The following is a 23,644-nucleotide window of genomic DNA, read 5'->3' as shown; positions in this document are numbered from 1 at the left end:
GGCTGTCCGGCGGATGACCCCCACTCACCGCACCGGGCGCAGACCCGAGTACGTCCAGTACGAGGGCCTACGCCCGGCAACGCCGAGAGCACGCACCTGACGCCGCGAGGCCGCCCTCCGGGCGACGACGGGAATTGTCAGACAGGCCCTCGCCCCACCGGCCCGCGGTGGGGGCGAGACCTCACCCGCCCAGCGCCCCCAGCTGATCGAGAAACCACTGCGCAGGCGGCAACGCCGTAGCCGCCGCGGCCAACCGCTTGCACCGATCCACCCGCTCGGCCGCCGGCAGACTCAGCGCCTCATGCAGAGCCCGAGCCGTCCCCCCGATGTCGTACGGGTTCACCACCACCGCGTCCTCGCCCAGCTCCTCGTACGCCCCCGCCTCCCGCGAGAGCACCAGCACGCACCCCTCGTCCGACACCACCGGAATCTCCTTGGCGACCAGGTTCATGCCGTCCCGGATCGGATTCACCAGTGCCACGTCGGCCAGCCGGTAAGCCGCCAGCGACCGTGCGAAGTCGTCCTTGACGTGGAGCACCACCGGCGTCCAACCCGGCGTCCCGTACGCCGAGTTGATGTCCTCCGCGACCCGCTGCACCTCGGCCGTGTAGTCGCGGTACACCGCGAGGTCCTGCCGCGACGGATACGCGAACGCGACATGCACCACCCGCTCCCGCCACTCGGGGTGGTCGTCGAGCAGCTGCCGATAGGCCAGCAGTCCCCGCACGATGTTCTTCGACAGCTCGGTCCGGTCGACCCGGACGATGGTCTTTCGGCCCTCCCCGATCTCCTCCCGCAACGCCCGCATCCGCTCGTCCACGTCGGGCTCGTGCGACCGCTTCCGCAGGAAGTCCGCGTCGGCCCCCAGCCCGTGCACCCCGATCCGGGTCTCACCGGCCGCCGGAATCCCCGGGCCCAGCACCGTATGGCAGCAGGCCACGAACGCGTCCGCCCACCGCCGGGTCAGAAACGCCGCGTGATCGGCGCCCAGGATCCCGCTCAGCAGCTCCGCCGCGATGTCGTCGGGGAGCAGCCGGAAGTAGTCCGGCGGCGCCCAGGGGGTGTGGGAGAAATGGCCGATACGGAGATCCGGCCGCAGCCGGCGCAGCATCCGCGGGGCCAGCGCCAGGTGGTAGTCCTGGATGACGACCACCGCACCCTGGCCCGCCTCCTGCGCCAGGGCCTGGGCGAACGCCTCGTTGTAGGCCTGGTACGACCCCCACTGCCGCCGGAACTCCGCGTCGAAGAGGGGTTCCAGCGGGGTCTGGTAGAGCATGTGGTGGACGAACCAGAGCACCGAGTTCGCGATGCCGTTGTACGCGTCGGAGAACACGTCCGCGTCGATGTCGAGCATCCGGACCTGCTGCCCGCCGGTGTCCCGCGCCGGCAGCCGGCCGCTCTCGGCCCGCCGTACCGCCTCCCGGTCCCCGTCGCTCAGCGCCGCGCACACCCAGACGGCGTTCGCGTCCGTCCCGATGGCGGACAGGCCCGAGACGAGTCCGCCGCCGCCGCGTCTGGCGTGCAGCGCACCGCCTTCGCGCATCTCGTACGAAACCGGGCCGCGGTTCGACGCGACCAGCACCTCAGCACTGCCGGTGGAAGCCATACGCCTCAACCTAGCCCGGCCCGTAAACGCTCAAACGTACGGCTACGTCAGACACGCCACCGTATACAGCCGTACGGCCAAGTCACGCCACGCTCACGCCACCCGGCGCTCGGCGTACTCGGCGATCTCCGCCATCGGTGGCCGTTCCTCCGTGTCCACGGAGTACGTGCGCGGCTCGAAGCCGTCCTCGCCCCGTTCGAACTGGGTCAGGGCGGGGCGGATCAGATGCCCGCGGGCAAGCCGCAGCTGCGCGGTGCGGTAGATCGCGGCGGACATCCGGCCGAGGGCCTGGCCGTCCTGGTGGCGGTGTTTGCGCACCCCCACGTCGACCTGGGCGAGGGCGTCGAGGCCCACCAGGTGCAGGGCGTCGACCAGCATGCCCAGTTCCACGCCGTAGCCGACCGGGAAGGGGAGCTGTTCGAGCAGTGAGCGGCGGGCCGCGTACTCGCCGCCGAGGGGCTGTACGAACCCGGCCAGCTGCGGCCAGTGCATGTTCAGCAGCGGGCGGGCCATCAGTTCGGTGACCCGGCCGCCCTGTCCGGCCGCGCCCGCGAGCGGGCGGTCGTACATCGCCTTGACCAGGTCCACCTCGGGATCGGTCAGCAGCGGGCCGACGATCCCGGAGACGAAGTCGGAGGAGAACTCCCTCAGGTCCGCGTCGACGAAGCAGACGATGTCCCCGGTGGTGACCAGGAGGGAGCGCCAGAGGACCTCGCCCTTGCCGGGGACGGCGGGGATGCGCGGCAGGATCGTGTCGCGGTGGACGACCCGGGCGCCGGCCGCCGCGGCCACCGCCGCCGTACGGTCGGTGGAACCGGAGTCGACGACCACGATCTCGTCGACGAGCGGCGCCTGCCGCATCAGGTCATGACGGATGATCGCGACGATGTCGCCGACCGTCTCCTCCTCGTTGAGCGCGGGCAGCACGACGGAGACGGACTGACCGGTGCGCTGCTTGGCGGCGAGTATCCGGTGCAGTGGGCGTTCGTTCAGGGACCAGGAGCGGGTGGCCAGCCAGCGCTCGACTTCTTCCAGCACAGTCAGCGGCTCCTCACTGTCACGATCACACTGCGAGGTGTGATCCATCTCGCGGTTCGGACGACTATCTCAACTGTCCTGGCCTTCGGTTACAGTCTTGAACAACGCCGATGACCATCGCATGTCGTGGGGTCATTGGCCGTTGACAACCGCATACCGCTCATCCAGAGGGGCAGAGGGATACGGCCCGATGAAGCCCCGGCAACCCTCCAGTCGGTTACTCGTGGATCGCTGACGGCTGATCCCTGATCACTGTCGATCACTCGCGAGGCTCCCGGCTAGGGAAGGTGCCAAATCCGTCTCACGGCGAGATGCGTCGTGAGGAAGATGAGGAGAAAGGGCCTCGCCTCACATGGCTGTGCAGACTGCTGCGACCACCACCGGTTCAACCACCGGCTCCACGACCGTCGACCTCGGGCCCGCCGCCGCCCTGAGCTGCCGCGAGTGCGGTCACCGCGTGCCGCTCGGCCCGGTGTTCGCCTGCGAGGAGTGTTTCGGCCCGCTCGAGATCGCGTACGACTTCTCGGCCTACGACACCGAGGAGCTGCGGAAGCGGATCGAGGCGGGTCCCGCGAACATCTGGCGTTACGCCCCGCTGCTGCCCGTCCCCGCGGACGTGGCGACCAAGCCGAACATCAACCCGGGCTGGACCAAGCTCGTCCAGGCCGACAACCTGGCCAGGGAACTGGGCGTCACCGGCGGCCTGTACGTCAAGGACGACTCCGGCAACCCGACGCACTCCTTCAAGGACCGTGTCGTCGCCCAGGCCGTCGAGGCCGCGCGCGCCTTCGGCTACACCACGCTCTCCTGCTCCTCCACCGGCAACCTCGCCGGCGCGGTCGGTGCCGCCGCCGCCCGGGCCGGCTTCCGCTCCTGCGTGTTCATCCCGCACGACCTGGAGCAGGGCAAGATCGTCATGGCCGCGATCTACGGCGGCGAGCTCGTCGGCATCGAGGGCAACTACGACGACGTGAACCGTTTCTGCTCCGAGCTGATCGGCGACTCGGCAGGCGAGGGCTGGGGCTTCGTCAACGTCAACCTGCGGCCGTACTACGCGGAGGGCTCCAAGACCCTGGCGTACGAGATCTGCGAGCAGCTCGGCTGGCGGATCCCGGACCAGCTGGTCGTACCGATCGCCTCCGGCTCGCAGCTCACGAAGATCGACAAGGGTCTGCAGGAGCTGATCAAGCTCGGGCTCGTCGAGGACAAGCCGTACAAGATCTTCGGTGCGCAGGCCGAGGGGTGCTCGCCGGTGTCGGTGGCCTACAAGGCGGGCCATGACGTCGTGCGGCCGCAGAAGCCGAACACCATCGCCAAGTCGCTGGCCATCGGCAACCCGGCCGACGGGCCGTACGTCCTCGACATCGCGCGCCGTACCGGCGGTGCGGTGGAGGACGTCACCGACGAGCAGGTCGTCGACGCGATCAAGCTGCTCGCGCGGACCGAGGGCATCTTCGCCGAGACCGCCGGCGGGGTCACGGTCGGAGTCACCAAGAAGCTCATCGAGAACGGGCTGATCGACCCGGCGAAGTCGGTCGTTGTACTCAACACGGGTGATGGACTGAAGACGCTGGACGCGGTGGCGGGGACCGGGCTCACGGCGACTATCCGCCCGAATCTCGAGTCTTTCCGTGAGGCCGGGCTCGCCTGAGTCAGCCGTAGAAAACCAGGGCGTTGCCCCCGATCGGAGGTTTCCACGTGAGTATCACTGTTCGCATTCCCACCATCCTGCGCACCTACACCGGTGGTCAGGCCGAGGTCAGTGCCGAAGGGGCCACCCTCGGCGAGGTCATCTCGGACCTGGAGAAGAACCACACCGGGATTGCCGCCCGCGTTCTCGACGACCAGGGCAAGCTGCGCCGGTTCGTGAATGTGTACGTCAATGACGACGATGTGCGGTTCGAGCAGGGCCTGGAGACGGCCACTCCGGACGGCGCCGGCGTCTCCATCATCCCGGCCGTCGCCGGCGGCTGACCCCGGCGACCGCCACGGCGGCCCCGCTGACCTGGCTGACGTGATGGCCGTATGACCGAACATTACCTTCGGTAATACCCATCACCGACTGTTCATCCGATTGCCCCCTCCGTGAGTGAAGCGGAGGGGGCAATTCTGTGTGGTTGAGCGCGGTACAGTTGGGGAACGCGGTCCTGATCTCCGGGTCGGGGGCCCCGTATTCGATACCGCTGACCCCGCAGAAGTAGTCAAAGTGTGCGGGTTATATGCGGCTTTTGCGGCTTTTATGGGGCCCGACTTGCCCTGAATTCGGCCGAATTCTTGCTACATTCCGGACCCTTCCCGTCCAGAATTCTCGTCCGATTGACCTGTTGCAGACGGCAGTTGGACAGATACATTCAGCCGCGGTCGACGCGTTCCGGCGCACGCCCCCAACCTGTGGGGGGTGAGGTCTGACCCGGATCCGCGAAGTGTGGATCTGTGCAAGGGCCAGTAATAGGGGAGTTAGGCATGGCTCAGGGCACCGTCAAGTGGTTCAACGCGGAGAAGGGGTACGGCTTCATCGCGGTCGACGGTGGTGCGGATGTTTTCGTCCACTACAGCGCGATTCAGATGGACGGCTACCGCACCCTGGAGGAAGGTCAGCGGGTCGATTTCGAGATCTCGCAGGGCCAGAAGGGGCCGCAGGCGGACATGGTCCGGCTCGCGACCAGCTGAAGCACGCGCCGACTGACAGCGTCGTTCTTCTTTCTTTGCCGGAGGGCTCGTATCCCATGGGGAGTCATGGGTTACGAGCCCTTTGGCATGCCCGGGGCGAGCGTACGACGCACCCCTGCGGACGCACGCGCGGACGCACCCGCGGGCGCGGCCCGTGAGGGGCCGGGGCGCGGCCCGGTCTCGGGAGGCGCTTGCACTCGGCATGGGCGAGTGCTAATCATTGGCGTTAGCACTCTGAAGGTGAGAGTGACAAAGATGGACCGGGTCGGTGAGGCCCGCAGGCCGGGTGGGGCAAGGAACCCACGGGTCGGCGAGCCGTCCGTCGCGGGCGCGGGCGCGGTCCAAGAAGACTCACCCCCAGTCCTGGAGGGACCACTTCACATGGCCAAGATCATCGCGTTCGACGAGGAGGCGCGGCGCGGCCTTGAGCGCGGTATGAACCAGCTCGCCGACGCCGTCAAGGTCACCCTCGGCCCCAAGGGCCGCAACGTCGTCCTTGAGAAGAAGTGGGGCGCCCCCACGATCACCAACGATGGTGTGTCCATCGCCAAGGAGATCGAGCTGGAGGACCCGTACGAGAAGATCGGCGCCGAGCTGGTCAAGGAAGTCGCCAAGAAGACGGACGACGTCGCCGGTGACGGTACGACCACCGCGACCGTCCTCGCCCAGGCCCTGGTCAAGGAAGGCCTGCGCAACGTCGCCGCCGGCGCCAACCCGATGGCCCTGAAGCGCGGTATCGAGAAGGCCGTCGAGGCCGTCTCCGGTGCCCTGCTCGAGCAGGCGAAGGACGTCGAGACCAAGGAGCAGATCGCCTCCACGGCCTCCATCTCCGCCGCCGACACCCAGATCGGCGAGCTCATCGCCGAGGCCATGGACAAGGTCGGCAAGGAAGGCGTCATCACCGTCGAGGAGTCCCAGACCTTCGGTCTGGAGCTGGAGCTCACCGAGGGTATGCGCTTCGACAAGGGCTACATCTCGGCGTACTTCGCCACCGACATGGAGCGTATGGAGGCCGTCCTCGACGACCCGTACATCCTGATCGCCAACTCCAAGATCTCCTCGGTCAAGGACCTGCTCCCGCTCCTGGAGAAGGTCATGCAGTCGGGCAAGCCGCTGCTGATCATCGCCGAGGACGTCGAGGGCGAGGCCCTGTCGACCCTGGTCGTCAACAAGATCCGCGGCACCTTCAAGTCCGTCGCGGTCAAGGCCCCGGGCTTCGGCGACCGCCGCAAGGCGATGCTGAACGACATCGCCATCCTCACCGGTGGCGAGGTCATCTCCGAGGAGGTCGGTCTCAAGCTGGAGAACACGACCCTCGACCTGCTGGGCCGCGCCCGCAAGGTGGTCATCACCAAGGACGAGACGACCATCGTCGACGGTGCCGGCTCCACCGAGCAGGTCCAGGGCCGGGTCAACCAGATCCGCGCCGAGATCGAGCAGTCCGACTCGGACTACGACCGCGAGAAGCTCCAGGAGCGCCTGGCGAAGCTCGCCGGCGGCGTCGCCGTCATCAAGGCCGGTGCCGCGACCGAGGTCGAGCTCAAGGAGCGCAAGCACCGCATCGAGGACGCCGTGCGCAACGCGAAGGCGGCCGTCGAGGAGGGCATCGTCGCCGGTGGTGGCGTGGCCCTGCTGCAGGCCTCCCAGGTGTTCGAGAAGCTGGAGCTCGAGGGTGACGAGGCGACCGGCGCCAACGCCGTGAAGCTCGCCCTGGAGGCCCCGCTCAAGCAGATCGCCATCAACGGTGGTCTCGAGGGCGGCGTCGTCGTCGAGAAGGTGCGCAACCTTCAGGTCGGCCACGGTCTGAACGCCGCGACCGGTGAGTACGTCGACATGATCGCCGAGGGCATCATCGACCCGGCGAAGGTGACCCGCTCTGCCCTGCAGAACGCGGCCTCCATCGCCGCGCTGTTCCTCACCACCGAGGCCGTCATCGCCGACAAGCCGGAGAAGGCCGCCGCGGCCGCTCCGGGCGGCATGCCGGGCGGTGACATGGACTTCTGATCGGCCCCTGGTCGATCGCCCGTCCTGACCGAGGGCGGCACCCCCTGTTCGACAGGGGGTGCCGCCCTCGGGCCTTTTCGCCGGTCCGGAAGCAAGGCACGCGCTGGGGGCGGGCGGCGGATCACAGGGCTCGGCCGCCGGATCGCGGAATGCGGGGGTCGCCTCGACCGTTCACCTACGGGTGCACTCAATGCATGTGCACATACCGTCCGGTCTACGACCTATTCACGAGGAGCCCCCCACGTGACCGTCACCACCACCTCCGCCTCCCGCGCGGCAGAGATCCTCTCCCGTCCGATCGCCCTGAACGGGCTCACGGTCCCCAACCGGATCGTGATGGCGCCGATGACCCGCCAGTTCAGCCCGGGCGGTGTCCCCGGCGAGGACGTGGTCTCCTACTACGCCCGCCGGGCCGCCGCCGGTGTCGGTCTGATCGTCACCGAGGGTACGTACGTCGGGCATGACTCGGCCGGGCAGAGCAGCCGTATCCCGCGGTTCCACGGCGAGGAGCAGCTGGCGGGCTGGGCGAAGGTCGCCGAGGGGGTGCACGCGGCCGGCGGCACGATCGTCCCGCAGCTGTGGCACATCGGCATGGTGCGCAAGCAGGGCCAGCCGCCGTTCGCGGACGCCCCCGCCGTCGGCCCCTCCGGCATCCGTCTGGACGGCACCGAGGGCGAGGGCAAGGCGATGAGCCGGCAGGACCTGGACCACGTCATCCGGGCGTTCGCCGAGGCCGCGGCCGCCGCCGAGCGCATCGGCTTCGACGGGGTCGAGCTGCACGGCGCCCACGGCTACCTCCTCGACCAGTTCCTGTGGGCGGGCACCAACCGCCGTACCGACGCCTACGGCGGTGACCCGGTCGCCCGTACCAGGTTCGCGGCGGAGCTCGTGGCCGCCGTACGTGCGTCCGTCTCCCCGGACTTCCCGGTGATCTTCCGCTACTCGCAGTGGAAGTCGGACAACTACGACGCCCGTCTCGCCGAGACCCCGGAGGAGCTGGAGGCGATCCTCACGCCGCTGGCGGCGGCCGGTGTCGACGCCTTCCACGCCTCCACCCGGCGCTACTGGCTTCCCGAGTTCGAGGACTCCGACCTCAACCTGGCCGGCTGGACCAAGAAGCTCACCGGGAAGCCGACCATCACCGTCGGCTCGGTCGGCCTCGACGGCGACTTCATCAAGGGCTTCGCGGGCGAGGGCTCCCCGGTCCGGGGCATCGAGGACCTCCTCGACAGCCTGGAGCGCGAGGAGTACGACATGGTCGCCGTCGGCCGCGCCCTCCTCCAGGACCCTGAGTGGGCGGCGAAGGTGCTGGCCGGGCGCACGGGCGAGCTGAAGGCGTACGACGCGGCGTCGCTGAAGAGCCTGAGCTGACCCACCCCCTTCGCCCTCGGGTTCATCCGGCGACCAGCCAGAAGAACCCGAGGGCGAACGCGTACGGCAGGAGCAGCAACTGCGCGGGGCGGAGCCCGCGCGCGGAACGCGGCACCCGCGCGTCACGGTCGGCTCCGCCCGTGACGGCGTCGTACGCGTAGACGAGGGCGCCGGCGCAGCAGCCGCCGGCGACCCCCGCCGACAGCAGCGTGGACAGCCCGCCCCGGCCCTCGACCACGGTGACCGCGGCCGGCACCTGGCCCGCGACCGCCGCACCCCCACCGGCCAAGGCGAGCGGATCCTGCCCCGGCCGCCAGGGGGCGCCCCCCTTGCGACCCCGCCCGGTGAGCCGGGTGACGAGCGCGTACCCCACCGCGGGCAGCCCCGAGAGCATCAGCAGTGCGGCCCACATGGCGCCGGTGTCCTCGGAGACAGTCATGATCACCCCATGGCCCGCGGCACCAAGGACAGGATGTCCGCTCCGAAGAACGAGCCGCGCGGGATCCGCGGGCCCATGAGACGGTGTACGAGATCGACGAGGCGGAGACCAGGGCGTTCGTCGCCGAACGCCGCTTCTCCCGAGCCGGGGCCGCTTTCACCCGACCGGGTGACGGGTGTTCGGCACTCGCGCGAACTGTCGGACGTTCCATCACTGACCGACCGTGAAGACCTGGCAGCCATCAGCTGTCGAAAGTGAGCGATCATGACGACGAGTGTGCCCCAGGAGCCGGCCCCCCTGACCGAGGGGCCGGTGGTTCGTACCGGCGCCGGTGCCGTGCGTGGGTTGCGGGAGGACGGGCTGGCGGTTTTTCGGGGCATACCGTTCGCCGAACCCCCGGTGGGGGAGGCGAGGTTCGCGGCGCCGCGCCCGGCACGCGCGTGGGACGGGACGCGTGAGGCGTACGCCTTCGGCCCGCCGCCCCCGCAGGACCTGGGCATCCAGGGGCGCACGGGCGTGCTGGAGGCACCCGAGGGCGACGACTGGCTGACGGTGAACGTATGGACACCCGACCCGGACCCGGCCGCCCACCGCCCGGTGATGGTGTGGATCTACGGCGGCGCCTACAAACTGGGCCACTCCGGCAGCCCCGGCTACGACGCCCAGCACATCGCCCGCGACGGCGACGTGGTCGTGGTCTCCCTCAACTACCGCGTCGGCGTGGAGGGTTTCGCCCAGATCGAGGGGGCGCCCGCCAACCGGGGCCTGCTTGACCAGGTGGCGGCGCTGGAGTGGGTGCGGGAGAACATCGAGGCCTTCGGCGGCGACCCCGACCAGGTGACGGTCTTCGGGGAGTCGGCGGGCGGCGGGTCGGTGGCCTCGCTGCTGGCGATGCCGAGGGCGCGCGGCCTGTTCCGGCGGGCGATCGCCCAGAGCGTCCCGGGCACGTTCTTCTCCACCGAACTGGCCGCGGACATCGCGCAGGCCCTCGCGGCGGAGGCCGGCCTGCGCCCCACGCTGGCCGACCTCGCGACGACCGACCCGCGCCGGCTGCCGGACGTGGGGCAGGCGCTGGGCGTCAAGATGCCCCAGTACATGGGTCGTTGGGGCCAGATCGCGCCGACCGTGACACCGTTCTCCCCGGTGGTCGACGGCGAGGTGCTGCCCACCACCCCCTGGCAGGCGCTGGCCTCCGGCTCCGCCCGGGACGTGGACCTCCTCGTCGGCCACAACCGCGACGAGTATCGCCTCTTCCTGGTCATGGGCGGGATGTACGGCAAGATCACGGAGGAGCAGGCGACCGGCGCCCTGCGTCTGTTCGCACCGGGCGGCGAAACGGGGGTGCAGGCCTACCGCGCGGCCTTCCCGGAGGCGTCGGCGGGTGACCTGTACGAACGGGTACAGACCGACTGGCTCTTCGGCATACCGTCGCTGCGCCTGGCGGAAGCACAGACCGCGGGCGGCGGCCGGGCGCACCTGTACGAACTGACCTGGGGCGCCCCGGGCAACGGCGGGCTGCTGGGCGCCTGCCACGGCCTGGACATCCCGCTGCTCTTCGGCACGTTCGAGGCGGACCTCGCCAACCTCCTCTGGGCGGGCACGGGCGTCACCCCCGAGGCGGAGGCCCTCTCCACCCGTTTCCGCACGGCGTGGACGGCGTTCGCGAGGACGGGAGACCCGGGCTGGCCGGCCTTCGACGTCCAGGACCGCCCCACCCAGGTCATGGACACGGCACCAACGGTGACGCCGTACCCGGAGGAGCGGAGCAGGAAGCTCTGGGAGGGCTACGAGTTCACCCCCTCCCCGCTGCTCGACTGATCCGGGCGGGGCCGCGGGTCAGATGTTGCCGAGGGGCTCGATGTCCACGTGCAGGGGAGTGCCCCAGACCCGGAGCACCTCGTAGTCGGTGAACTCGTGGACGAGCCGGTAGGCCATGGCGGGCCGGGACCCGCGGCGCTGGGCATTGAGGTACAGCTCGGCCTCGCGCCGGTCGCGGCGGGGGGTGCCGCACAGCTCCCACTCCCGGCCGTTCCACGCCTCCGGCAGCCACCGCTGCTGGGGCTGCGGCCGGTCGGCCCGCACCCCGTAACGGGACATCGAGGGCTCCACGGCCGCCTCGCCGTGCACCGGCCGGGGCCCACCCGAGAACTCCGACCGCCGTGCGGCCCGCCGCCGTGTCTCGCACAACAGACACAGATCCGGGGCGCTCTCGTCCACGGGCCCCTGCGGATGCTCGGCACACCGGGTGCTGGGCGCGGCCGCGCTGACACTCTCCTCCAGCAGGTCGAGAGCACGACGGAGATCGTCCTTGACCTCGTGCAGCTTGGCATCGGGCGTACTGGCGGTCAGCGCCTCCCCGTGCTCGCCGAGCAGTCGAAGGGCACGGCCCAGGGCGGTGAGCTGGGAGTGGTTCATACGATCCAGCGTGGCATACGGCACCGACAACGCCAGCTGTCATACGGGTGTCCTCTCTCGGTGTTGGTTCATCGCGCCACGGATCTCGGCGACGCGGGAGTGGACCTCGGGAGGTGACAGGGGCGTGTTGTGGCTGCGCGGAGCGCGTTCGCCACGGCATGCGCCGCAGATGCCGCCCGGCAGCGCCTCCGGGCGGCCCGGCGTGCGGCACTTCGCGCACTCCAGGATCCGGAGCGGCTGCCGAGTGGGTGACGGGGCCGGTTCGGGCGGGAGCTTGTCGACGAGGCGCTTGCGGAGCAGGGCGGCCGGGTGGTGGACGGGGGAGGGCAGGCCGCTGGTCAGGGCCTGGAATACGTACTCGTCGGTGGCGCCTCGCGCGAACCACTCCGTCAGCAGCGGAGCGAGGGCCGCGCAGTCGGCCTGGGAGAGGGACAGCACGGGGGCGGTGCGGCCGAGGGCGGCGAGGAGGATGTGGGCGCGGGTGCGGGTGGGGCGGGCCCGGTCCGGGGGCTGCTCCGGCTCCGGTACGGCGCCGCGCGTGAACGCCGACCACCAGTCATCGTCGCGTGCGGTACGGGACCACCACGATCGAGTGATCCAGCGTTGGCTGCCCGAGTCGGCCAGATGTTCCCGGCCCCGCCTCAAGTGCCCGGCCCGCTGGAGGTTGTTGAGGGCGGTGCGGAGGGCGCACTGGCCGTACGGGAGGTGCTTGGCCAGCGTTTTGACGGAGATGTCGGCGCCGTCGGGGAGTCGGTCGACGTAGGCGGCGATGGCGGCTTCGCGGGGAGGGAGGTGGGCGAAGTCGTCGTTGGTGCGCCGGTGTTGATCGGGTGCGGACCGCTTTCCGTAGCCGGGACCGGCCATGGGGTGCGAGGCGGCGTGCGCGGGCGGGAGGGCGGCACTAAGCTGGCTGTCAGCCATGGGGATCGTTCTGTCCGATCTCGTTGGTCAAGCCCCCGCAGGTGTTGGTAGCGCCTGACGGGGGCTGTTCTGTTCGTTATGCGGGCACGCTAGACGATCGTGACTGTGCGTGGCAACTCGAATGCGTCAAGTCAACTCGCCGGGTGGGAGGGTGGGTTGAGACCCTCCACCCGTTCCTTGAAAAGAGGGCTCGGGGCTGGTGGCTTGAGCCTCGGGGACGTGCGCAGGGCGGTCAGTTTGTCGGTGTCGTCGAGGTCGGTGGCGGGGGCGTAGACGACGATGCGGAGGTCGCAGCCGGGGACCGTGAGGACGTCGAGGTCGAGGGTGAGGTCACCGACCAGGGGGTGTTCGACGGTCTTGCGGTCGCCGGTGTGGACGCCCGCGGTGCCGTTGGACCACAGCCGGGCGAAGCGCGGGCTGGTGTGCAGGAGCCGGTCGACGAGTAAGGAGAGGCGGGCGTCGTCGGGATGGGCCAGCGCCGTGACCCGCAGGTCGGCCACCAGGGATTCCTCCTCGGCTTCGTCGCCGGCCCAGGACCGTACCGGCCAGGCGGCGATGGCATCGCCCCGGTGGCCGTCGGGGGAGCGGAACATCCCGGCGACGAGATTGCCCTGGTCCCAGCCGTAGCTACGGGGGTCGCCTATGACGGTGGCCCACATCCGGTTCCAGCTGAGCAGCGTCCAGTCGGCGGCGTAGACCGCGACCGGTGCGCCGCCCAGTTGCCGGACGAGCCGGTGGACCCTCGGCGGCACCTGCCGCGGCACGTCGCCGACGGCGGGCGGGGTGAGCCTGGCGCACCGGAACAGGTGGTCGCGCTCCTCGGCGTCCAGGCGCAGGGCCCGGGACAGGGCGCCGACGACCTGGGCCGAGGGGTTGCGGGCGCGGCCCTGTTCGAGCCGCACCACGTAGTCGACGGACAGCCCGGACAGCCGGGCCAGCTCCTCGCGGCGCAGACCCGGGATGCGCCGGACCGCGGCGGATTCCAGCTCGCCCGTCAGGGGTGAACGGCGCTCCCGCCAGCCTCGCAGGGCGATGCCGAAGTTGTTCGTCGTTGCCATGTGGGCATCATCGTGCGGAATTGTTCGGATGAGCCGCCCGCGATGGAACTCCTGTGCCACATCTGGGTAAAGGCCTGCTATGGCAGCGGTCAGGCGCTGAGCGCGGCCTCGGCGGAGGTCCGGGCCGCCGTCCACTGGGCGCGGGTGAAGGCGGCCGCCGACTCCAGCGCCTCGTCGGCCTCGTCCAGCATGACGGCGAACGACTGGAAGACGTGCGGGACTTGGGGCCAGACCTGGAGTTCGACGCGGACGTCGTCGGCGGCGGCGCGGGCGGCCAGCCGGACGGCGTCGTCCAGCAGGATCTCGTGCGAGCCCACCTGGATCAGCAGCGGCGGCAGGCCCGTCAGGTCGGCGAGGACCGGGCTGGCCAGTGGTTCGGTGCCGGGCACCGTACCGAGGTAGTCGCGGGCCCGGGTGCGCAGGGCCTGCGGGGTGAGCGCGGGGTCCAGATCGGCCTTGCTCGTCGCGCTGGCGCCGGACACCGTGAGGTCGGCCCAGGGCGAGAACACCGCTGCCGACGACGGCTGGGGCAGTCCCGCCGCCTTGAGGGCGACCAGCGTCGCGACGGTCAGCCCGCCACCGGCGGACTCGCCGACGAAGGCGGTCCGGGCGGCCGGGACGCCCTGGTCGAGCAGCGCGCGGTACGCGGCCACCGCGTCCTCGACGGCCGCGGGGAACGGGTGCTCCGGAGCCAGCCGGTAGTTGACGCAGACGGCACGGGCGCCCACCCGCCGGGACACGTCGGCGGCCAGGCCCACCGCGTCGGCGGCGGAGCCGATGGCGTATGCGCCGCCGTGGAAGTACAGCACCACCTCGGACGGATCGCCGCCCGGCGTCTCGACCGTGACGACGGGAACACCGCCGAGCCGGCCGGACGTGGTCGTGACATCGGGGGGCAGCGGTATCGAGGTCATCATCTCGTGGAAGACCGCGCGTGCCTCCGCTATGTCGCCGCCGACGTCGAGCGGGGCGTGCCGGAGCATCTCGTCGAGGTCGCGGCGTTGCTGCCCGGACATGGCTGTGCCTTTCGTAGGGGGCGTAGAGGTGCTTGCCGGGGGCTCAGCGCGGCGGGCCGAGGATGATCTGGCCGTACATGTCGGCGGCTTCGGCCATCAGGTCCTTGGATATCTCGAACCCTTCCGGCCGGGGCGTCGACATGTCACGCCCGGCGTGCCGGAACATGCCCTCGATGCCGCCCGGAGTGCAGATCATCAGCAGGTCGGCGGTGTCGGAGGTGATCCGGTAGCCGTGCGGGACGTTCTTGGGCAGGTAGACGATCCCGCCCTCCGACAGCTCCAGCTCCTGGCCGTCCGACCACACCAGCGCGGTGCCCTTGACCAGCATGAAGATCTCGTCCTCGCGGGTGTGCATGTGGTACGGCGGCGCCTCCCCCTTGGCGACGCTGAACCGTCCCACGGTCAGCTGTCCGTCGGTGGCCGCGCTGTCCAGCAGGACGGCGAACTGGCCGCCGTCGAGCCATTCGAGCTTCTGCTGCTGATCGGGCTGGGCGAGGTACATCATGCTCACGGCGATGTCCGTTCGGTGTGGGTGACCGTCCCGCGCCGATGATCCTCTTCCGGAACCGGCCGCCGCCAGATGCGGGGGTAGGACCAGCAGTACCACCGGCAGCACCGCACAGATCACAGGGCGCAGAGCACGGACGAGGCATTTCGCATACGATTCACATGCCTGGTCCGTTACGTGGCCATATGGAGAGTTCTGTCATGGACGGTCTCGCTGATCTGGGCGGCACACCGGGATGGGGCCCCGTACACCCCCCGGCCCCTGACGAACCGGTCTTCGCGGAGCCCTGGCAGGGCCGGGCCTTCGCCCTCGCGATCCTCTCCAGCCGTGTCGCGTCCGGCGGTGTCAACACGGACGCCTTCCGGCACGCCCTGGAGCGCCTGGACCGGGCCGCCTACTTCGACGACGGCTACTACGGCCGCTGGCTCAACGGCGGGGAACTGATGCTCACCGACAGCTCGATCCTGGCGCCCGGCGCGATCGACGCCCGCGCCCGCAACCTACGCGGCGAACAGGTACCCGAGCCGCCGGTCCCCGAGCCCGCCAGACCCGACTACGCCCCGTCCGCCCCCGGCTCACTGCGCTCCCTGGACACCCCGCCGGCCTTCGCCGTAGGCGACCGCGTACGGGCCAGGGCCACGCCGGTCCCCGGACACACCCGGCTGCCGCGCTACGCCCGCGGCCGTACCGGAGTCATCCAGGCCGTACAGCCCGCGTCGGTGCTCCCGGACACCAACGCCCACTTCCAGGGCGAGAACCCGCAGTACGTCTACTCGATGCAGTTCGACTCCCGCGAACTGTGGGGCGCCGACACCGAACCCTTCACGATCACCGTGGAGATGTACGAGAGCTATCTGGAGGCCACCGCATGACCACCGCCGGATCAGAGGAGGAGCGTCTGCCCCCGGCCCTGCGCACCGAGGCACTGGAGCAACTGCTCACCGAGCGGGGCCTGATCGACCCGAAGGTGATGAACGGGATCATCACGGAGTACGAGACCAACGTGGGCCCGCTCAACGGCGCGAAGGTCGTCGCCAAGGCCTGGACCGACCCCGAGTACCGGCGCCGACTCCTGGATGACGGCACCGCGGCCATCAAGGAGCTCGGCTTCTCGGGGTCGCAGGGCGAGCACATCGTCGTCGTGGAGAACACCCCGACCACCCATCACGTCGTCGTCTGCACGCTGTGCTCGTGCTACCCGTGGCCCGTGCTCGGCCTGCCGCCCAGCTGGTACAAGGACCCCGCCTACCGCGCCCGCGTGGTGAAGGAACCCCGCAGGGTCCTCGCCGAAATGGGCCTTGAACTGGACGGCGACGTACGGATCACCGTCCATGACTCCACCAGCGAGGTCCGCTGGCTGGTCCTGCCCGAACGCCCGGCGGGCACCGAGCACCTCTCCGAGGAGGAACTCGTGCCCCTGGTGTCCCGGGACGCGATGGTCGGCGTGGCCAAGGTGACGGCACCGTGACCGCGCCGCTGGGGGTCGAGGGCCCGGCCGCGCCGCCTCGCTCCAACGGCGAACTGGTCTTCGCCGAGCCCTGGGAGAGCCGTGCGTTCGGCATGGCCGTCAGCCTGTACGAGGCGGGCGCGTTCACGTGGCCGCAGTTCCAGGCCGCGCTGATCGCCCGGATCGCGGCGTCGTCGCGCGACGAGCCGTACGGCTACTACCGGTTGTGGCTGGCCGCGCTGGAAGACGTGCTGGTCAGTGTGGACGCCGTGTCCACGGGCGAGGTCACCGCACGAGCCCAGGCCCTGGCACGGCGCCCTTCGGGCCACGACCACGGGGTCACTCCTTGACGCCCTCCACAAAGGCCGACCAGGCCTCCGGCCGGAACAGGAGCTTCGGGCCGAGGGGGGCGGTTTTGGAGTCGCGGACGGGGATGAGGGTGGGGAAGTCTCTGGTGACTTCGAGGCAGTTGTCGCCACCACCACCGCTGTAGCTCGACTTGTGCCATATAGCCGCGGTCAGGTCGTGGTCAGGGATGTTCCTCATGGGTGTAATCCTGCGCCAACGCCTCGATCAGGGCCAGGGACTTCTCCTGCGAGAGCGCCGAGGCCACGAGGAGATCGAACACGAACCTCAGTTGGGTGACGGTGGCCGGGTCGTCCTCAAGTCGTCCTGTGCGCACCCCCTCGAAGTAGACCAGTGGAGGGGCGTCCTCGAACTCCATCAGCTTCAGGGCGCCCTGCATCGCCGTGTGTGCACCCGCGCTGTACGGCAGCACCTGAACGATGACCCGGCTTCGGCGGGCCAGGCCCGCGATGTGGAGCAGGGCCTCCGCCATCACCCCTCGGCCGCCGGTCTCCCGGCGCAACGCGGCCTCGTCAAGCACCGTCCACAACAAGGGGTTTGTTGGGTGGTCGAGCAGGCGTGTCCGGTCCATCCGGCCTTCCACCCACTCCTGGATGACCTCCTCAGGCGCCGTCGGGTCGTACGCGCGGTTCACGGCCCGTGCGTACGCGGGCGTCTGTAGCAGTCCTGGGATCAGGAGCGGCGTGTACTCCCTGATCGCAGTAGCCTGCGCTTCCGACTCCGCCACATCCGCAAAGTGCTCCGGGTACTTGGACTTGGCCGCCGCCGCGCAGTTCCGCGTGAAGAAGCCCCCCGTCCCCAGGACCTCGTCCAGCATCCGCGCGATGTCCGGCAACATCCGCCGCGTCCCCGCCTCCAACTGCCCGATGAACGAACCGCTCACGAACAGCCGTTGGCCCAGTTCCGTCTGGCTGAGGCCGGCCTTCTCACGTGCATGCCGTAACTCGGCCCCCAGCAGCGCTCGCGGCGACGACGACGGGTCCAGGTCCTTCGGTGCTGCCATGGGCAACCCCCTGTTCCACGGACGAGGTTGTTGGGATGTCGTATCTAGCCAGGTTAGAGGCGTTGTCGACACGCTGTGTTGCGAATGGCGAACTCAGCGTGGAGGTGGGGAAAGGTGCGGCCGACCGAAGAAGTCGTGGAGTCGTTGCGGATGGCCCTGAAGGGTGCCGGGGTGGTACTGCCGTCGTTGTGCGTCGATCCGGTGACCGGTGCGAGTGACGAGCCCTTTGCCCTGGTCGAGCTGGGGCGTTGCAACGTCCGGGTGGCGGAGCGGCTGGCCTCGGTGGTGCGCGGCGAACGGCCGCCCGTCGGTACGTATGTGACGGACGTACGGGACGGGCGGATCGGCGAGGTGATGGGGCACGTCGGCGGCAAGGTGCAGCTACGGCCCGTGGCCGGTGGGCGCGAGTGGGACTGTCCGGCGGAATCGCTGGCGCCGGCACCGTCGGAGGAGGTGCTGCGGGCACAGGTTCAGCGGGCCAACAAGGCGCGGCGGGTGCCCGGTTGAGGGCATCCGGCCATCGGTGGCGATTCCGGCGAGAACTCATCGACAACGACCCCGGTGACTTCATCACGTGGATGGCTCAGGTCTCGGGCCACCGTCGCTGAAGCTGATGTACGTGGCCAGGAAACCGACGGCGTAGCCGGTCAGCAGGCCGCCCGCGTAGACCGCCGCCGCCAGGGCCGGGCCCCTGTTCCCCGTCAGCAGGGGGAACAGGGCCCAGCCCGAGGGGCCGATGGCGGTGGCGCCGACGCGGTCGCCGAGCACCGCGAAGAAACCGACGAAGGCCCCGCCTGCCGCGCCGCCCGCGCAGGCGGTGAGGAAGGGGCGGCCGAGGGGGAGGGAGACGCCGTAGATCAGGGGTTCGCCGACACCCAGCAGGCCGGCCGGGAGGGCGGACCTGATGGTCGTACGCAGTGAGGTGTCGTGGCGGAGACGGACGTAGACGGCGAGGGCGGCTCCGACCTGGCCCGCGCCCGCCATCGCCAGGAGGGGGAGCAGGACGGTGTAGCCCTGCTGCTGGATGAGGGTGGTGTGGATGGGGATCAGGGCCTGGTGGAGGCCCAGCATCACGAGGGGGAGGAAGAGGCCGCCGAGGATCAGTCCGGCAAGGGGGCCGGTGGTGGCGAGGAGCCAGTCGGCTGCGGTGCCGATGGCGGAGGAGACGAGTCCGGCGGCGTACATCAGGCCGTACAGGGTGGCCAGTCCGGCGACGAGGACGGTGACGGTGGGGGTGAGGAGGACGTCGAGGGCTTCGGGGACCCGGCCTCGGCACCATCGTTCGACGTAGACGGCGAGCAGGGCGGCGGCCAGCGCGCCGAGGACCCCGCCCTGCCCGGGTGCGAGCGTCACCCCGAAGGCGGTCACCTTCGTGACGCCCGGATAGACGACGATCGCCGCGACCGCGCCGCCCAGCACGGGCGTTCCGCCGAACACCTTCGCCGTGTTGTATCCGACGAAGACGCTGATCAGGGCCATGAATCCGGAGGCGATGGCGGCCAGGGCGGGAGTGAGCGAGGGCAGCCGGCCGGCGTTGACGAGGAGCCCGTTGAGACCGGCCAGCACCCCGCAGCCGATCAGGGCGGGGATGAGCGGGACGAAGACGTCTGCGATGCGGCGGAGGGCGGTTTTGAGGGGTGTCGCGTTGCGCCGGGCGCGGGCCTCGCGCAGTTCGGCCCCTCGGGCGGCGAGCTGCTCGGCCGTCCGCAGCAGCCGCTGGAACTCGGCGGTCACGGTCACCACAGCCCCCGGCCCGAGGACGACCTGGAGGCTGTCCCCGTCGGCCACCACCCCCAGCACCCCGGGTACCGCCCGCACCGCCTCGTCGTCGACCCTCTCGCGGTCGGCGATCCCCAGCCGCAGCCGGGTCATGCAGTGGGCGACGGAGGTGACGTTCGCGGGGCCGCCGACGAGGGGCAGCAGCGCGGCGGCGGTGTCGTACGGCGATCTCTGCACACCCCGAGCGTGCGGGTCAGCAGGCCGCCGTGGCGAGCGCGGCGCGCAGACGGCCGCCGGACTCCTCCAGAAGGCGGGCGGCGGTGGGCCCGTCGACACCGGCCAGGATCACCAGGATGGCGTTCTTCACCTCGCCGTGGGTCGCGGTGAGGGCCTGCTCGATCTCCTCCTCTTCGGCCCCGGTGGCGAGGGCCACGATCCGTCTGGAACGGGCGCGCAGCTTCTCGTTGGAGGCACGGACGTCGACCATCAGGTTCCCGAAGGTCTTGCCGAGCCGGATCATCGTGATCGTCGACAGCATGTTGAGGACGAGCTTCTGGGCGGTGCCGGCCTTCAGGCGGGTGGAGCCGGTGAGCAGCTCGGGGCCGACGACCACCTCGATACCGTGCTCGGCGGCGGCCGCGAGGGCGCTGCCCGCGTTGCAGGAGAGACCGACGGTGAGGGCGCCGAGAGCGCGGGCGTGCTCGACGGCGCCGACGGCGTAGGGGGTCCGGCCGGAGGCGGAGATGCCGACGACGGTGTCGGCGGCGTCGATTCCGAGGGCGTCGAGATCCTTCCGGGCCAGCTCCGCCGAGTCCTCGGCGCCCTCCACGGACGTGACCATGGCATCCGGCCCGCCCGCGATGACACCGACGACCTGCCCGGTGGCGGTGTTGAAGGTGGGCGGACACTCGGAGGCGTCGAGCACCCCCAGCCGCCCGGCGGTACCGGCACCGGCGTAGACGAGCCGCCCGCCTTCGGCCATACGGGCGGAGATCGCGTCGATGGCGCCGGCGATCTGGGGCAGGCGCAGGGCGACAGCGGCGGCGACCCCGGCGTCCTCGCCGTTCATGAGCCGCGCGATGTCGAGGGTGGGAAGCGTGTCGATCTCGGCGAGCTCGGGCCGGAACGCCTCGGTGGTGAGCGCCTCCAGCTCGGAGCGGAGGGCGCGGTGTTCGGTGGTCATGGAGAACGGTTCTTTCTGACTCGGTCGAGTGCACCCACCAGGGGCGCGGGGCTGAACCGAACATGCGGCTCCGCCGCGTGGGCGCGACCAGCCACATCCGGCCCGCACCTGCCCACGACGATCAAGTACTACGGTCTATCGAGGGACGTTCCGGTGCCGATGAGCCAACGCCTCGTAAGACGCCGCCAACGCCGGAGCCGCAGCCTCGTAAGTTTGCTGAGCAACCCCCACGAACAGACAGTCCACCACCAGCAACTGACTGGTCCGCGAGGACATCGCAGCAGGCCGCAGCTCACTCTCCCGAGCCGTGGACGTGGTCAGCACATGGTCGGCGTACTGCGTCACCGAGGAATCCGGCCGCCCGGTGATGGCAACGGTCGTGGCCCCCCGCTCGAACGCGACCCGCAAGGGCTCTATGACATCCCCGGTGGACCCGGAGTGCGTGATCGCGATCGCCACGTCACCCGCACGCAACTGCACCGCATTGGTGACCGCCAGATGCGGATCGCTGTGCGCGTGCGCTATCAGCCCTATCCGCAGCAGCTTCTGCGTGAGGTCCTGGGCGACCAGCCCGGACGCCCCGATGCCGTAGACGTCGGTCCGCCGGGCTCCGGCGAGCGCGGTCACCGCGGCCCCCAGCTGCACGGTGTCGAGACCGGCGGCCGTGTCGGCGAGGGTCTGCTGCTCGTCGTAGGCGAGTTTCGCGACGACGTCGGCGATCGGATCGTCGACGGCTATGTCGGTGGTGATCGCGGGCGCCCGCCCCGACTGCTGATGCGCGGCGAGCCCGGCGAGGGCGAGCCGCAGATCGCGGTAGCCGGGGTAACCGAGCAGCCGGGCGGTACGGACGACGGTCGCCTCGCTCGTGCCGGTGCGCTCCGCGAGCCCGGTGACCGTGAGGGCCGCGCAGCCGGCGGGGTCGCCCGCGACGGCCTCGGCGACGCGTTGCATGGAGCGGGTCATGGAGGGCGCGAGGGTACGGACCTTCGCCGCGAGGGCGGCCGGAGCCGGCGGCGCGTTGCCCGGGGCCGGGGTCCCGCCCCGACCGTTGCCGAAAATTTCCTTCACACTCTCGGTCACCGTTGAAAGATATTTTCGTTTCGGGCACCCGGTCAAGACCGCGCACAATAGGACCATGGACCCCGTAAGCCCCCTGGAACAGGCGCTGCACGCAGCCCGCGCCCTGGTGCTCGCCGACCTGGTCGCGGGCGAGGTCGCCGAGGCGGATGTCGTCTCGCTGGTCGAGGACTCCGTCGTACAGCGGCGCTGGTGGGTGGAGCAGTGGCCGGAGGGGGCGGGGTACGTGGCGGGGCTGGTCGCCCAGGACGTAAAGGACGCGCTCCTTGAGCGGTACGGCCGCTGGCCGCTGTGCCCGGTGTGCGGCACCGGCGACCCGCACGCCCTGGACGTCGAACCGGAGCTCGGCCCTGACCCGCACTGGGTGTGCCACAAGGCGGGCGTGAAGGTCGCCTCAGTCGGCTCCCTGGGCCGGGCGACGGGCGGGATGTCGTCCTCGTGACGGTGCTCTCATGACGGTATACATCGACCCACCGAACTGGCCGGGCCACGGACGTATGTGGTCCCACCTGGTCAGTGACGTGTCGTACGCCGAACTGCACGTCTTCGCCGCGGACATGGGCGTCCCGCGCCGAGGCTTCGAACGCGACCACTACGACATCCCGTCCCACCGCTACGCGGACGCGGTGCGGGCGGGCGCGGTGGAGGTCAGCAGCCGCGAGGTGGTGCGGCTGCTGCACGGGGCGGGGCTGCGCAGACGCAAGAGCGACGTGCCCCGATAACCGCGCTCACTGTCCCCGCAGTTCGAAGGCCAGCCCCTCCCCGTCCTCGCTCACCTTGGTGAAGCCGGCACGGGAGACGACCGCCTGGGAGGGGATGTTGGCGGGCTCGACGGTCGCGAAGAGGGAGGTCACGTCGGAGCGGGCCAGGGCCCAGTCGGCCAGTGCGCGCAGCGCCTCCGTCGCGTAGCCGTTGCCGCGGGCGGCCTCCGTGAGGTCGTAGCCGATCTCCACGCGGCCCTCCTCGTCCGGCGCGGAGTGGAAGCCCAGGCCGCCGACCGCGCGGCCGTCCTCCCGGCGGACCAGGGCGAAGACACCGAACTCCGGCCGGTGCACGCCCCCTTCGTACGCCTTCAGCAGGAAACCGGCGGCCTCCCGCGTGCCCTCGTACGGGCCGCCCTCGATCCACTCGAAGCCGCCGTCGCCGCCGAGGCGCAGGTCACGGGCCTCGGCGGGGCGGATGCCGACGAGGTCGAGGCGTTCGGCGGGGATGACGAGGTTGTTGCGCCAGCGCCAGTCGGTGACCGGGGCGCGGCCGGGCAGCTCGCCGCGTCCGGTTGCCCACAGCAGGGTCTGCCAGGGCGTCGGACCGGGCTGGACATGCGGGAAGATCAGCGCCAGGACGGACTCGGCCAGTTCGTCGGACGGCCGGTAGGGGACCCCGAGACCCTCAGCCATGTCGTGCGTGTGGAGCAGCACCTCGGCGATGCCCATCGCGGCGAAGCCGACGCGGTCCGCGCTGCGGAAGGGGTACGGGTGGAAGGCCCGGATCGCGCGCGGGGTGGTCCGGACGGTGGCGGCGAGCAGGGCGCCGGTCGTCTCGACCACGTGCAGCAGGCCGGAGTTGTCGGTGCCGTCGTCGAGCTTGAGCTCGAAGGGCACGTACGCGTCCTGGGCGTGCCCGGCCAGATTGGCGGCGTACGCGACGAGATCGTCGGCGACATGGACCGCCGTCTCGTGGCAGTTCCACTCCAGCCTGGCCGCCTTCACCTCCGTCCAGTCCCGGTCCACCGCCGGCCGCAGCGCCGCGACACAGCTCGCGACGGCCTCCGCAATCTGATCCCCGCCCGTTTCACGCATGGGT

26 protein-coding genes and 1 riboswitch are annotated in these 23,644 nt (G+C 70.5%); of the genes, 12 read left to right on the top strand and 14 right to left on the bottom strand.

Translation table 11 applies throughout. From position 1 onward, the window contains the following. Positions 1-181: 181 nt before the first annotated feature. Both ACZ7OO_RS20375 and ACZ7OO_RS20370 read right to left on the bottom strand, forming a co-directional pair. Complete coding sequence (locus ACZ7OO_RS20375) at positions 182-1,606, bottom strand: alpha,alpha-trehalose-phosphate synthase (UDP-forming) (RefSeq protein WP_471506222.1); 1,425 nt, start codon at positions 1,604-1,606, stop codon at positions 182-184. A 93-nt stretch (positions 1,607-1,699) separates the two neighbouring features. Further along, entirely contained in the window at positions 1,700-2,644 is a 945-nt protein-coding gene (locus ACZ7OO_RS20370; protein ID WP_352223529.1) for a glucosyl-3-phosphoglycerate synthase, read from the bottom strand. A 157-nt stretch (positions 2,645-2,801) separates the two neighbouring features. After that, positions 2,802-2,978, top strand: a riboswitch (SAM riboswitch). An 18-nt stretch (positions 2,979-2,996) separates the two neighbouring features. On the opposite strand from ACZ7OO_RS20370, the gene thrC reads away from it, so the two are divergent. From thrC to ACZ7OO_RS20345, 5 genes are all read left to right on the top strand, one after another. Next, a complete protein-coding gene (thrC, locus tag ACZ7OO_RS20365) occupies positions 2,997-4,295 on the top strand; it encodes a threonine synthase (protein WP_471506220.1) in 1,299 nt (432 codons plus the stop codon). 47 nt (positions 4,296-4,342) lie between these two features. Beyond that, entirely contained in the window at positions 4,343-4,618 is a 276-nt protein-coding gene (locus ACZ7OO_RS20360) for a ubiquitin-like small modifier protein 1 (RefSeq protein ID WP_352223527.1), read from the top strand. 489 nt (positions 4,619-5,107) lie between these two features. Next, on the top strand, positions 5,108-5,314 hold the full coding sequence (locus ACZ7OO_RS20355; protein ID WP_019057200.1) for a cold-shock protein: 207 nt from the start codon (positions 5,108-5,110) through the stop codon (positions 5,312-5,314). 381 nt (positions 5,315-5,695) lie between these two features. Next, positions 5,696-7,318 carry a chaperonin GroEL gene (gene groL, locus ACZ7OO_RS20350; RefSeq protein WP_471506217.1) on the top strand — a complete coding sequence of 541 codons (1,623 nt, stop codon included), beginning with the start codon at positions 5,696-5,698 and terminating at the stop codon, positions 7,316-7,318. Positions 7,319-7,561: 243 nt separating this feature from the next. After that, positions 7,562-8,689, top strand: a complete 1,128-nt coding sequence (locus tag ACZ7OO_RS20345; protein ID WP_471506215.1) for an NADH:flavin oxidoreductase — start codon at positions 7,562-7,564, stop codon at positions 8,687-8,689. 22 nt (positions 8,690-8,711) lie between these two features. Here ACZ7OO_RS20345 and ACZ7OO_RS20340 read toward each other — a convergent pair whose 3' ends face one another. Next, entirely contained in the window at positions 8,712-9,128 is a 417-nt protein-coding gene (locus ACZ7OO_RS20340; protein ID WP_471506213.1) for a hypothetical protein, read from the bottom strand. A 264-nt stretch (positions 9,129-9,392) separates the two neighbouring features. Between ACZ7OO_RS20340 and ACZ7OO_RS20335 the strand changes: the two genes are divergently transcribed. Next, on the top strand, positions 9,393-10,946 hold the full coding sequence (locus ACZ7OO_RS20335; protein ID WP_471506211.1) for a carboxylesterase/lipase family protein: 1,554 nt from the start codon (positions 9,393-9,395) through the stop codon (positions 10,944-10,946). Between the two features lie 18 nt (positions 10,947-10,964). On the opposite strand, the gene ACZ7OO_RS20330 is transcribed toward ACZ7OO_RS20335, so the two are convergent. The 5 genes from ACZ7OO_RS20330 to ACZ7OO_RS20310 form a co-directional block, all read right to left on the bottom strand. Next, a complete protein-coding gene (locus ACZ7OO_RS20330) occupies positions 10,965-11,543 on the bottom strand; it encodes a hypothetical protein (RefSeq protein ID WP_352223522.1) in 579 nt (192 codons plus the stop codon). Positions 11,544-11,582: 39 nt separating this feature from the next. After that, on the bottom strand, positions 11,583-12,464 hold the full coding sequence (locus ACZ7OO_RS20325; RefSeq protein ID WP_471506209.1) for a hypothetical protein: 882 nt from the start codon (positions 12,462-12,464) through the stop codon (positions 11,583-11,585). A gap of 131 nt (positions 12,465-12,595) precedes the next feature. After that, the gene (locus ACZ7OO_RS20320) at positions 12,596-13,522 is read right to left on the bottom strand and encodes a helix-turn-helix transcriptional regulator (protein WP_471506207.1); all 927 of its coding nucleotides are present in this window, start codon (positions 13,520-13,522) and stop codon (positions 12,596-12,598) included. An 89-nt stretch (positions 13,523-13,611) separates the two neighbouring features. Then, entirely contained in the window at positions 13,612-14,538 is a 927-nt protein-coding gene (locus ACZ7OO_RS20315) for an alpha/beta hydrolase (protein ID WP_471506205.1), read from the bottom strand. A 43-nt stretch (positions 14,539-14,581) separates the two neighbouring features. After that, complete coding sequence (locus tag ACZ7OO_RS20310) at positions 14,582-15,043, bottom strand: cupin domain-containing protein (RefSeq protein WP_471506479.1); 462 nt, start codon at positions 15,041-15,043, stop codon at positions 14,582-14,584. A 203-nt stretch (positions 15,044-15,246) separates the two neighbouring features. On the opposite strand from ACZ7OO_RS20310, the gene nthB reads away from it, so the two are divergent. The 3 genes from nthB to ACZ7OO_RS20295 are packed head-to-tail and all read left to right on the top strand — an operon-like array spanning position 15,247 to position 16,843. Beyond that, complete coding sequence (gene nthB / locus ACZ7OO_RS20305) at positions 15,247-15,918, top strand: nitrile hydratase subunit beta (RefSeq protein WP_471506203.1); 672 nt, start codon at positions 15,247-15,249, stop codon at positions 15,916-15,918. Next, positions 15,915-16,514 carry a nitrile hydratase subunit alpha gene (gene nthA, locus ACZ7OO_RS20300; protein ID WP_471506201.1) on the top strand — a complete coding sequence of 200 codons (600 nt, stop codon included), beginning with the start codon at positions 15,915-15,917 and terminating at the stop codon, positions 16,512-16,514. Before nthB ends, nthA begins: the two co-directional genes overlap by 4 nt. Further along, positions 16,511-16,843, top strand: coding sequence for a nitrile hydratase accessory protein (locus ACZ7OO_RS20295; protein WP_471506199.1), 333 nt, complete (start codon positions 16,511-16,513; stop codon positions 16,841-16,843). Before nthA ends, ACZ7OO_RS20295 begins: the two co-directional genes overlap by 4 nt. Here ACZ7OO_RS20295 and ACZ7OO_RS20290 read toward each other — a convergent pair. Both ACZ7OO_RS20290 and ACZ7OO_RS20285 read right to left on the bottom strand, forming a co-directional pair. Next, the gene (locus ACZ7OO_RS20290; protein WP_471506197.1) at positions 16,833-17,039 is read right to left on the bottom strand and encodes a DUF397 domain-containing protein; all 207 of its coding nucleotides are present in this window, start codon (positions 17,037-17,039) and stop codon (positions 16,833-16,835) included. The two genes, ACZ7OO_RS20295 and ACZ7OO_RS20290, sit on opposite strands and share 11 nt — an antisense overlap. After that, on the bottom strand, positions 17,023-17,862 hold the full coding sequence (locus ACZ7OO_RS20285; RefSeq protein ID WP_471506195.1) for a helix-turn-helix domain-containing protein: 840 nt from the start codon (positions 17,860-17,862) through the stop codon (positions 17,023-17,025). Before ACZ7OO_RS20285 ends, ACZ7OO_RS20290 begins: the two co-directional genes overlap by 17 nt. Positions 17,863-17,976: 114 nt before the next feature. On the opposite strand from ACZ7OO_RS20285, the gene ACZ7OO_RS20280 reads away from it, so the two are divergent. After that, a complete protein-coding gene (locus ACZ7OO_RS20280; protein ID WP_471506193.1) occupies positions 17,977-18,369 on the top strand; it encodes a hypothetical protein in 393 nt (130 codons plus the stop codon). Positions 18,370-18,432: 63 nt separating this feature from the next. Here the strand turns inward: ACZ7OO_RS20280 and ACZ7OO_RS20275 are convergent, their stop codons facing one another. The 3 genes from ACZ7OO_RS20275 to ACZ7OO_RS20265 all read right to left on the bottom strand — a co-directional run bounded on the left by ACZ7OO_RS20275 (position 18,433) and on the right by ACZ7OO_RS20265 (position 21,844). Then, positions 18,433-19,818, bottom strand: coding sequence for a PTS transporter subunit EIIC (locus tag ACZ7OO_RS20275; RefSeq protein ID WP_471506191.1), 1,386 nt, complete (start codon positions 19,816-19,818; stop codon positions 18,433-18,435). A 16-nt stretch (positions 19,819-19,834) separates the two neighbouring features. Beyond that, on the bottom strand, positions 19,835-20,764 hold the full coding sequence (gene murQ, locus ACZ7OO_RS20270; RefSeq protein WP_471506189.1) for an N-acetylmuramic acid 6-phosphate etherase: 930 nt from the start codon (positions 20,762-20,764) through the stop codon (positions 19,835-19,837). Positions 20,765-20,899: 135 nt separating this feature from the next. Beyond that, a complete protein-coding gene (locus ACZ7OO_RS20265) occupies positions 20,900-21,844 on the bottom strand; it encodes a MurR/RpiR family transcriptional regulator (protein WP_471506187.1) in 945 nt (314 codons plus the stop codon). Between the two features lie 55 nt (positions 21,845-21,899). Here ACZ7OO_RS20265 and ACZ7OO_RS20260 point away from each other — a divergent pair, with 55 nt between their 5' ends. After that, entirely contained in the window at positions 21,900-22,283 is a 384-nt protein-coding gene (locus ACZ7OO_RS20260; RefSeq protein ID WP_471506185.1) for a hypothetical protein, read from the top strand. Between the two features lie 10 nt (positions 22,284-22,293). Beyond that, entirely contained in the window at positions 22,294-22,563 is a 270-nt protein-coding gene (locus ACZ7OO_RS20255) for a DUF4031 domain-containing protein (RefSeq protein WP_471506183.1), read from the top strand. A 6-nt stretch (positions 22,564-22,569) separates the two neighbouring features. Here the strand turns inward: ACZ7OO_RS20255 and ACZ7OO_RS20250 are convergent, their stop codons facing one another. Then, complete coding sequence (locus tag ACZ7OO_RS20250) at positions 22,570-23,640, bottom strand: GNAT family N-acetyltransferase (protein WP_471506181.1); 1,071 nt, start codon at positions 23,638-23,640, stop codon at positions 22,570-22,572. Between the last annotated feature and the right edge of the window lie 4 nt (positions 23,641-23,644).

Source organism: Streptomyces sp. NPDC111744, from assembly GCF_055634995.1.
Note: the sequence above shows the minus strand (reverse complement) of the source record. Positions and strands in the feature narration are given on the sequence as shown.

Excerpts from the sequence above, each read along its gene's own strand:
- ACZ7OO_RS20290 (WP_471506197.1), bottom strand. The coding sequence starts at position 17,039 with ATGAGGAACATCCCTGACCACGACCTGACCGCGGCTATATGGCACAAG.
- ACZ7OO_RS20340 (WP_471506213.1), bottom strand. The coding sequence starts at position 9,128 with ATGACTGTCTCCGAGGACACCGGCGCCATGTGGGCCGCACTGCTGATG.
- ACZ7OO_RS20375 (WP_471506222.1), bottom strand. The coding sequence starts at position 1,606 with ATGGCTTCCACCGGCAGTGCTGAGGTGCTGGTCGCGTCGAACCGCGGC.
- groL (WP_471506217.1), top strand. The coding sequence starts at position 5,696 with ATGGCCAAGATCATCGCGTTCGACGAGGAGGCGCGGCGCGGCCTTGAG.
- ACZ7OO_RS20330 (WP_352223522.1), bottom strand. The coding sequence starts at position 11,543 with ATGAACCACTCCCAGCTCACCGCCCTGGGCCGTGCCCTTCGACTGCTC.
- murQ (WP_471506189.1), bottom strand. The coding sequence starts at position 20,764 with ATGACCACCGAACACCGCGCCCTCCGCTCCGAGCTGGAGGCGCTCACC.
- ACZ7OO_RS20250 (WP_471506181.1), bottom strand. The coding sequence starts at position 23,640 with ATGCGTGAAACGGGCGGGGATCAGATTGCGGAGGCCGTCGCGAGCTGT.
- thrC (WP_471506220.1), top strand. The coding sequence starts at position 2,997 with ATGGCTGTGCAGACTGCTGCGACCACCACCGGTTCAACCACCGGCTCC.
- ACZ7OO_RS20255 (WP_471506183.1), top strand. The coding sequence starts at position 22,294 with ATGACGGTATACATCGACCCACCGAACTGGCCGGGCCACGGACGTATG.
- ACZ7OO_RS20260 (WP_471506185.1), top strand. The coding sequence starts at position 21,900 with ATGGACCCCGTAAGCCCCCTGGAACAGGCGCTGCACGCAGCCCGCGCC.
- ACZ7OO_RS20310 (WP_471506479.1), bottom strand. The coding sequence starts at position 15,043 with ATGATGTACCTCGCCCAGCCCGATCAGCAGCAGAAGCTCGAATGGCTC.
- ACZ7OO_RS20335 (WP_471506211.1), top strand. The coding sequence starts at position 9,393 with ATGACGACGAGTGTGCCCCAGGAGCCGGCCCCCCTGACCGAGGGGCCG.
- nthB (WP_471506203.1), top strand. The coding sequence starts at position 15,247 with ATGGACGGTCTCGCTGATCTGGGCGGCACACCGGGATGGGGCCCCGTA.
- ACZ7OO_RS20320 (WP_471506207.1), bottom strand. The coding sequence starts at position 13,522 with ATGGCAACGACGAACAACTTCGGCATCGCCCTGCGAGGCTGGCGGGAG.
- ACZ7OO_RS20355 (WP_019057200.1), top strand. The coding sequence starts at position 5,108 with ATGGCTCAGGGCACCGTCAAGTGGTTCAACGCGGAGAAGGGGTACGGC.
- ACZ7OO_RS20325 (WP_471506209.1), bottom strand. The coding sequence starts at position 12,464 with ATGGCTGACAGCCAGCTTAGTGCCGCCCTCCCGCCCGCGCACGCCGCC.
- ACZ7OO_RS20315 (WP_471506205.1), bottom strand. The coding sequence starts at position 14,538 with ATGTCCGGGCAGCAACGCCGCGACCTCGACGAGATGCTCCGGCACGCC.
- ACZ7OO_RS20285 (WP_471506195.1), bottom strand. The coding sequence starts at position 17,862 with ATGGCAGCACCGAAGGACCTGGACCCGTCGTCGTCGCCGCGAGCGCTG.
- nthA (WP_471506201.1), top strand. The coding sequence starts at position 15,915 with ATGACCACCGCCGGATCAGAGGAGGAGCGTCTGCCCCCGGCCCTGCGC.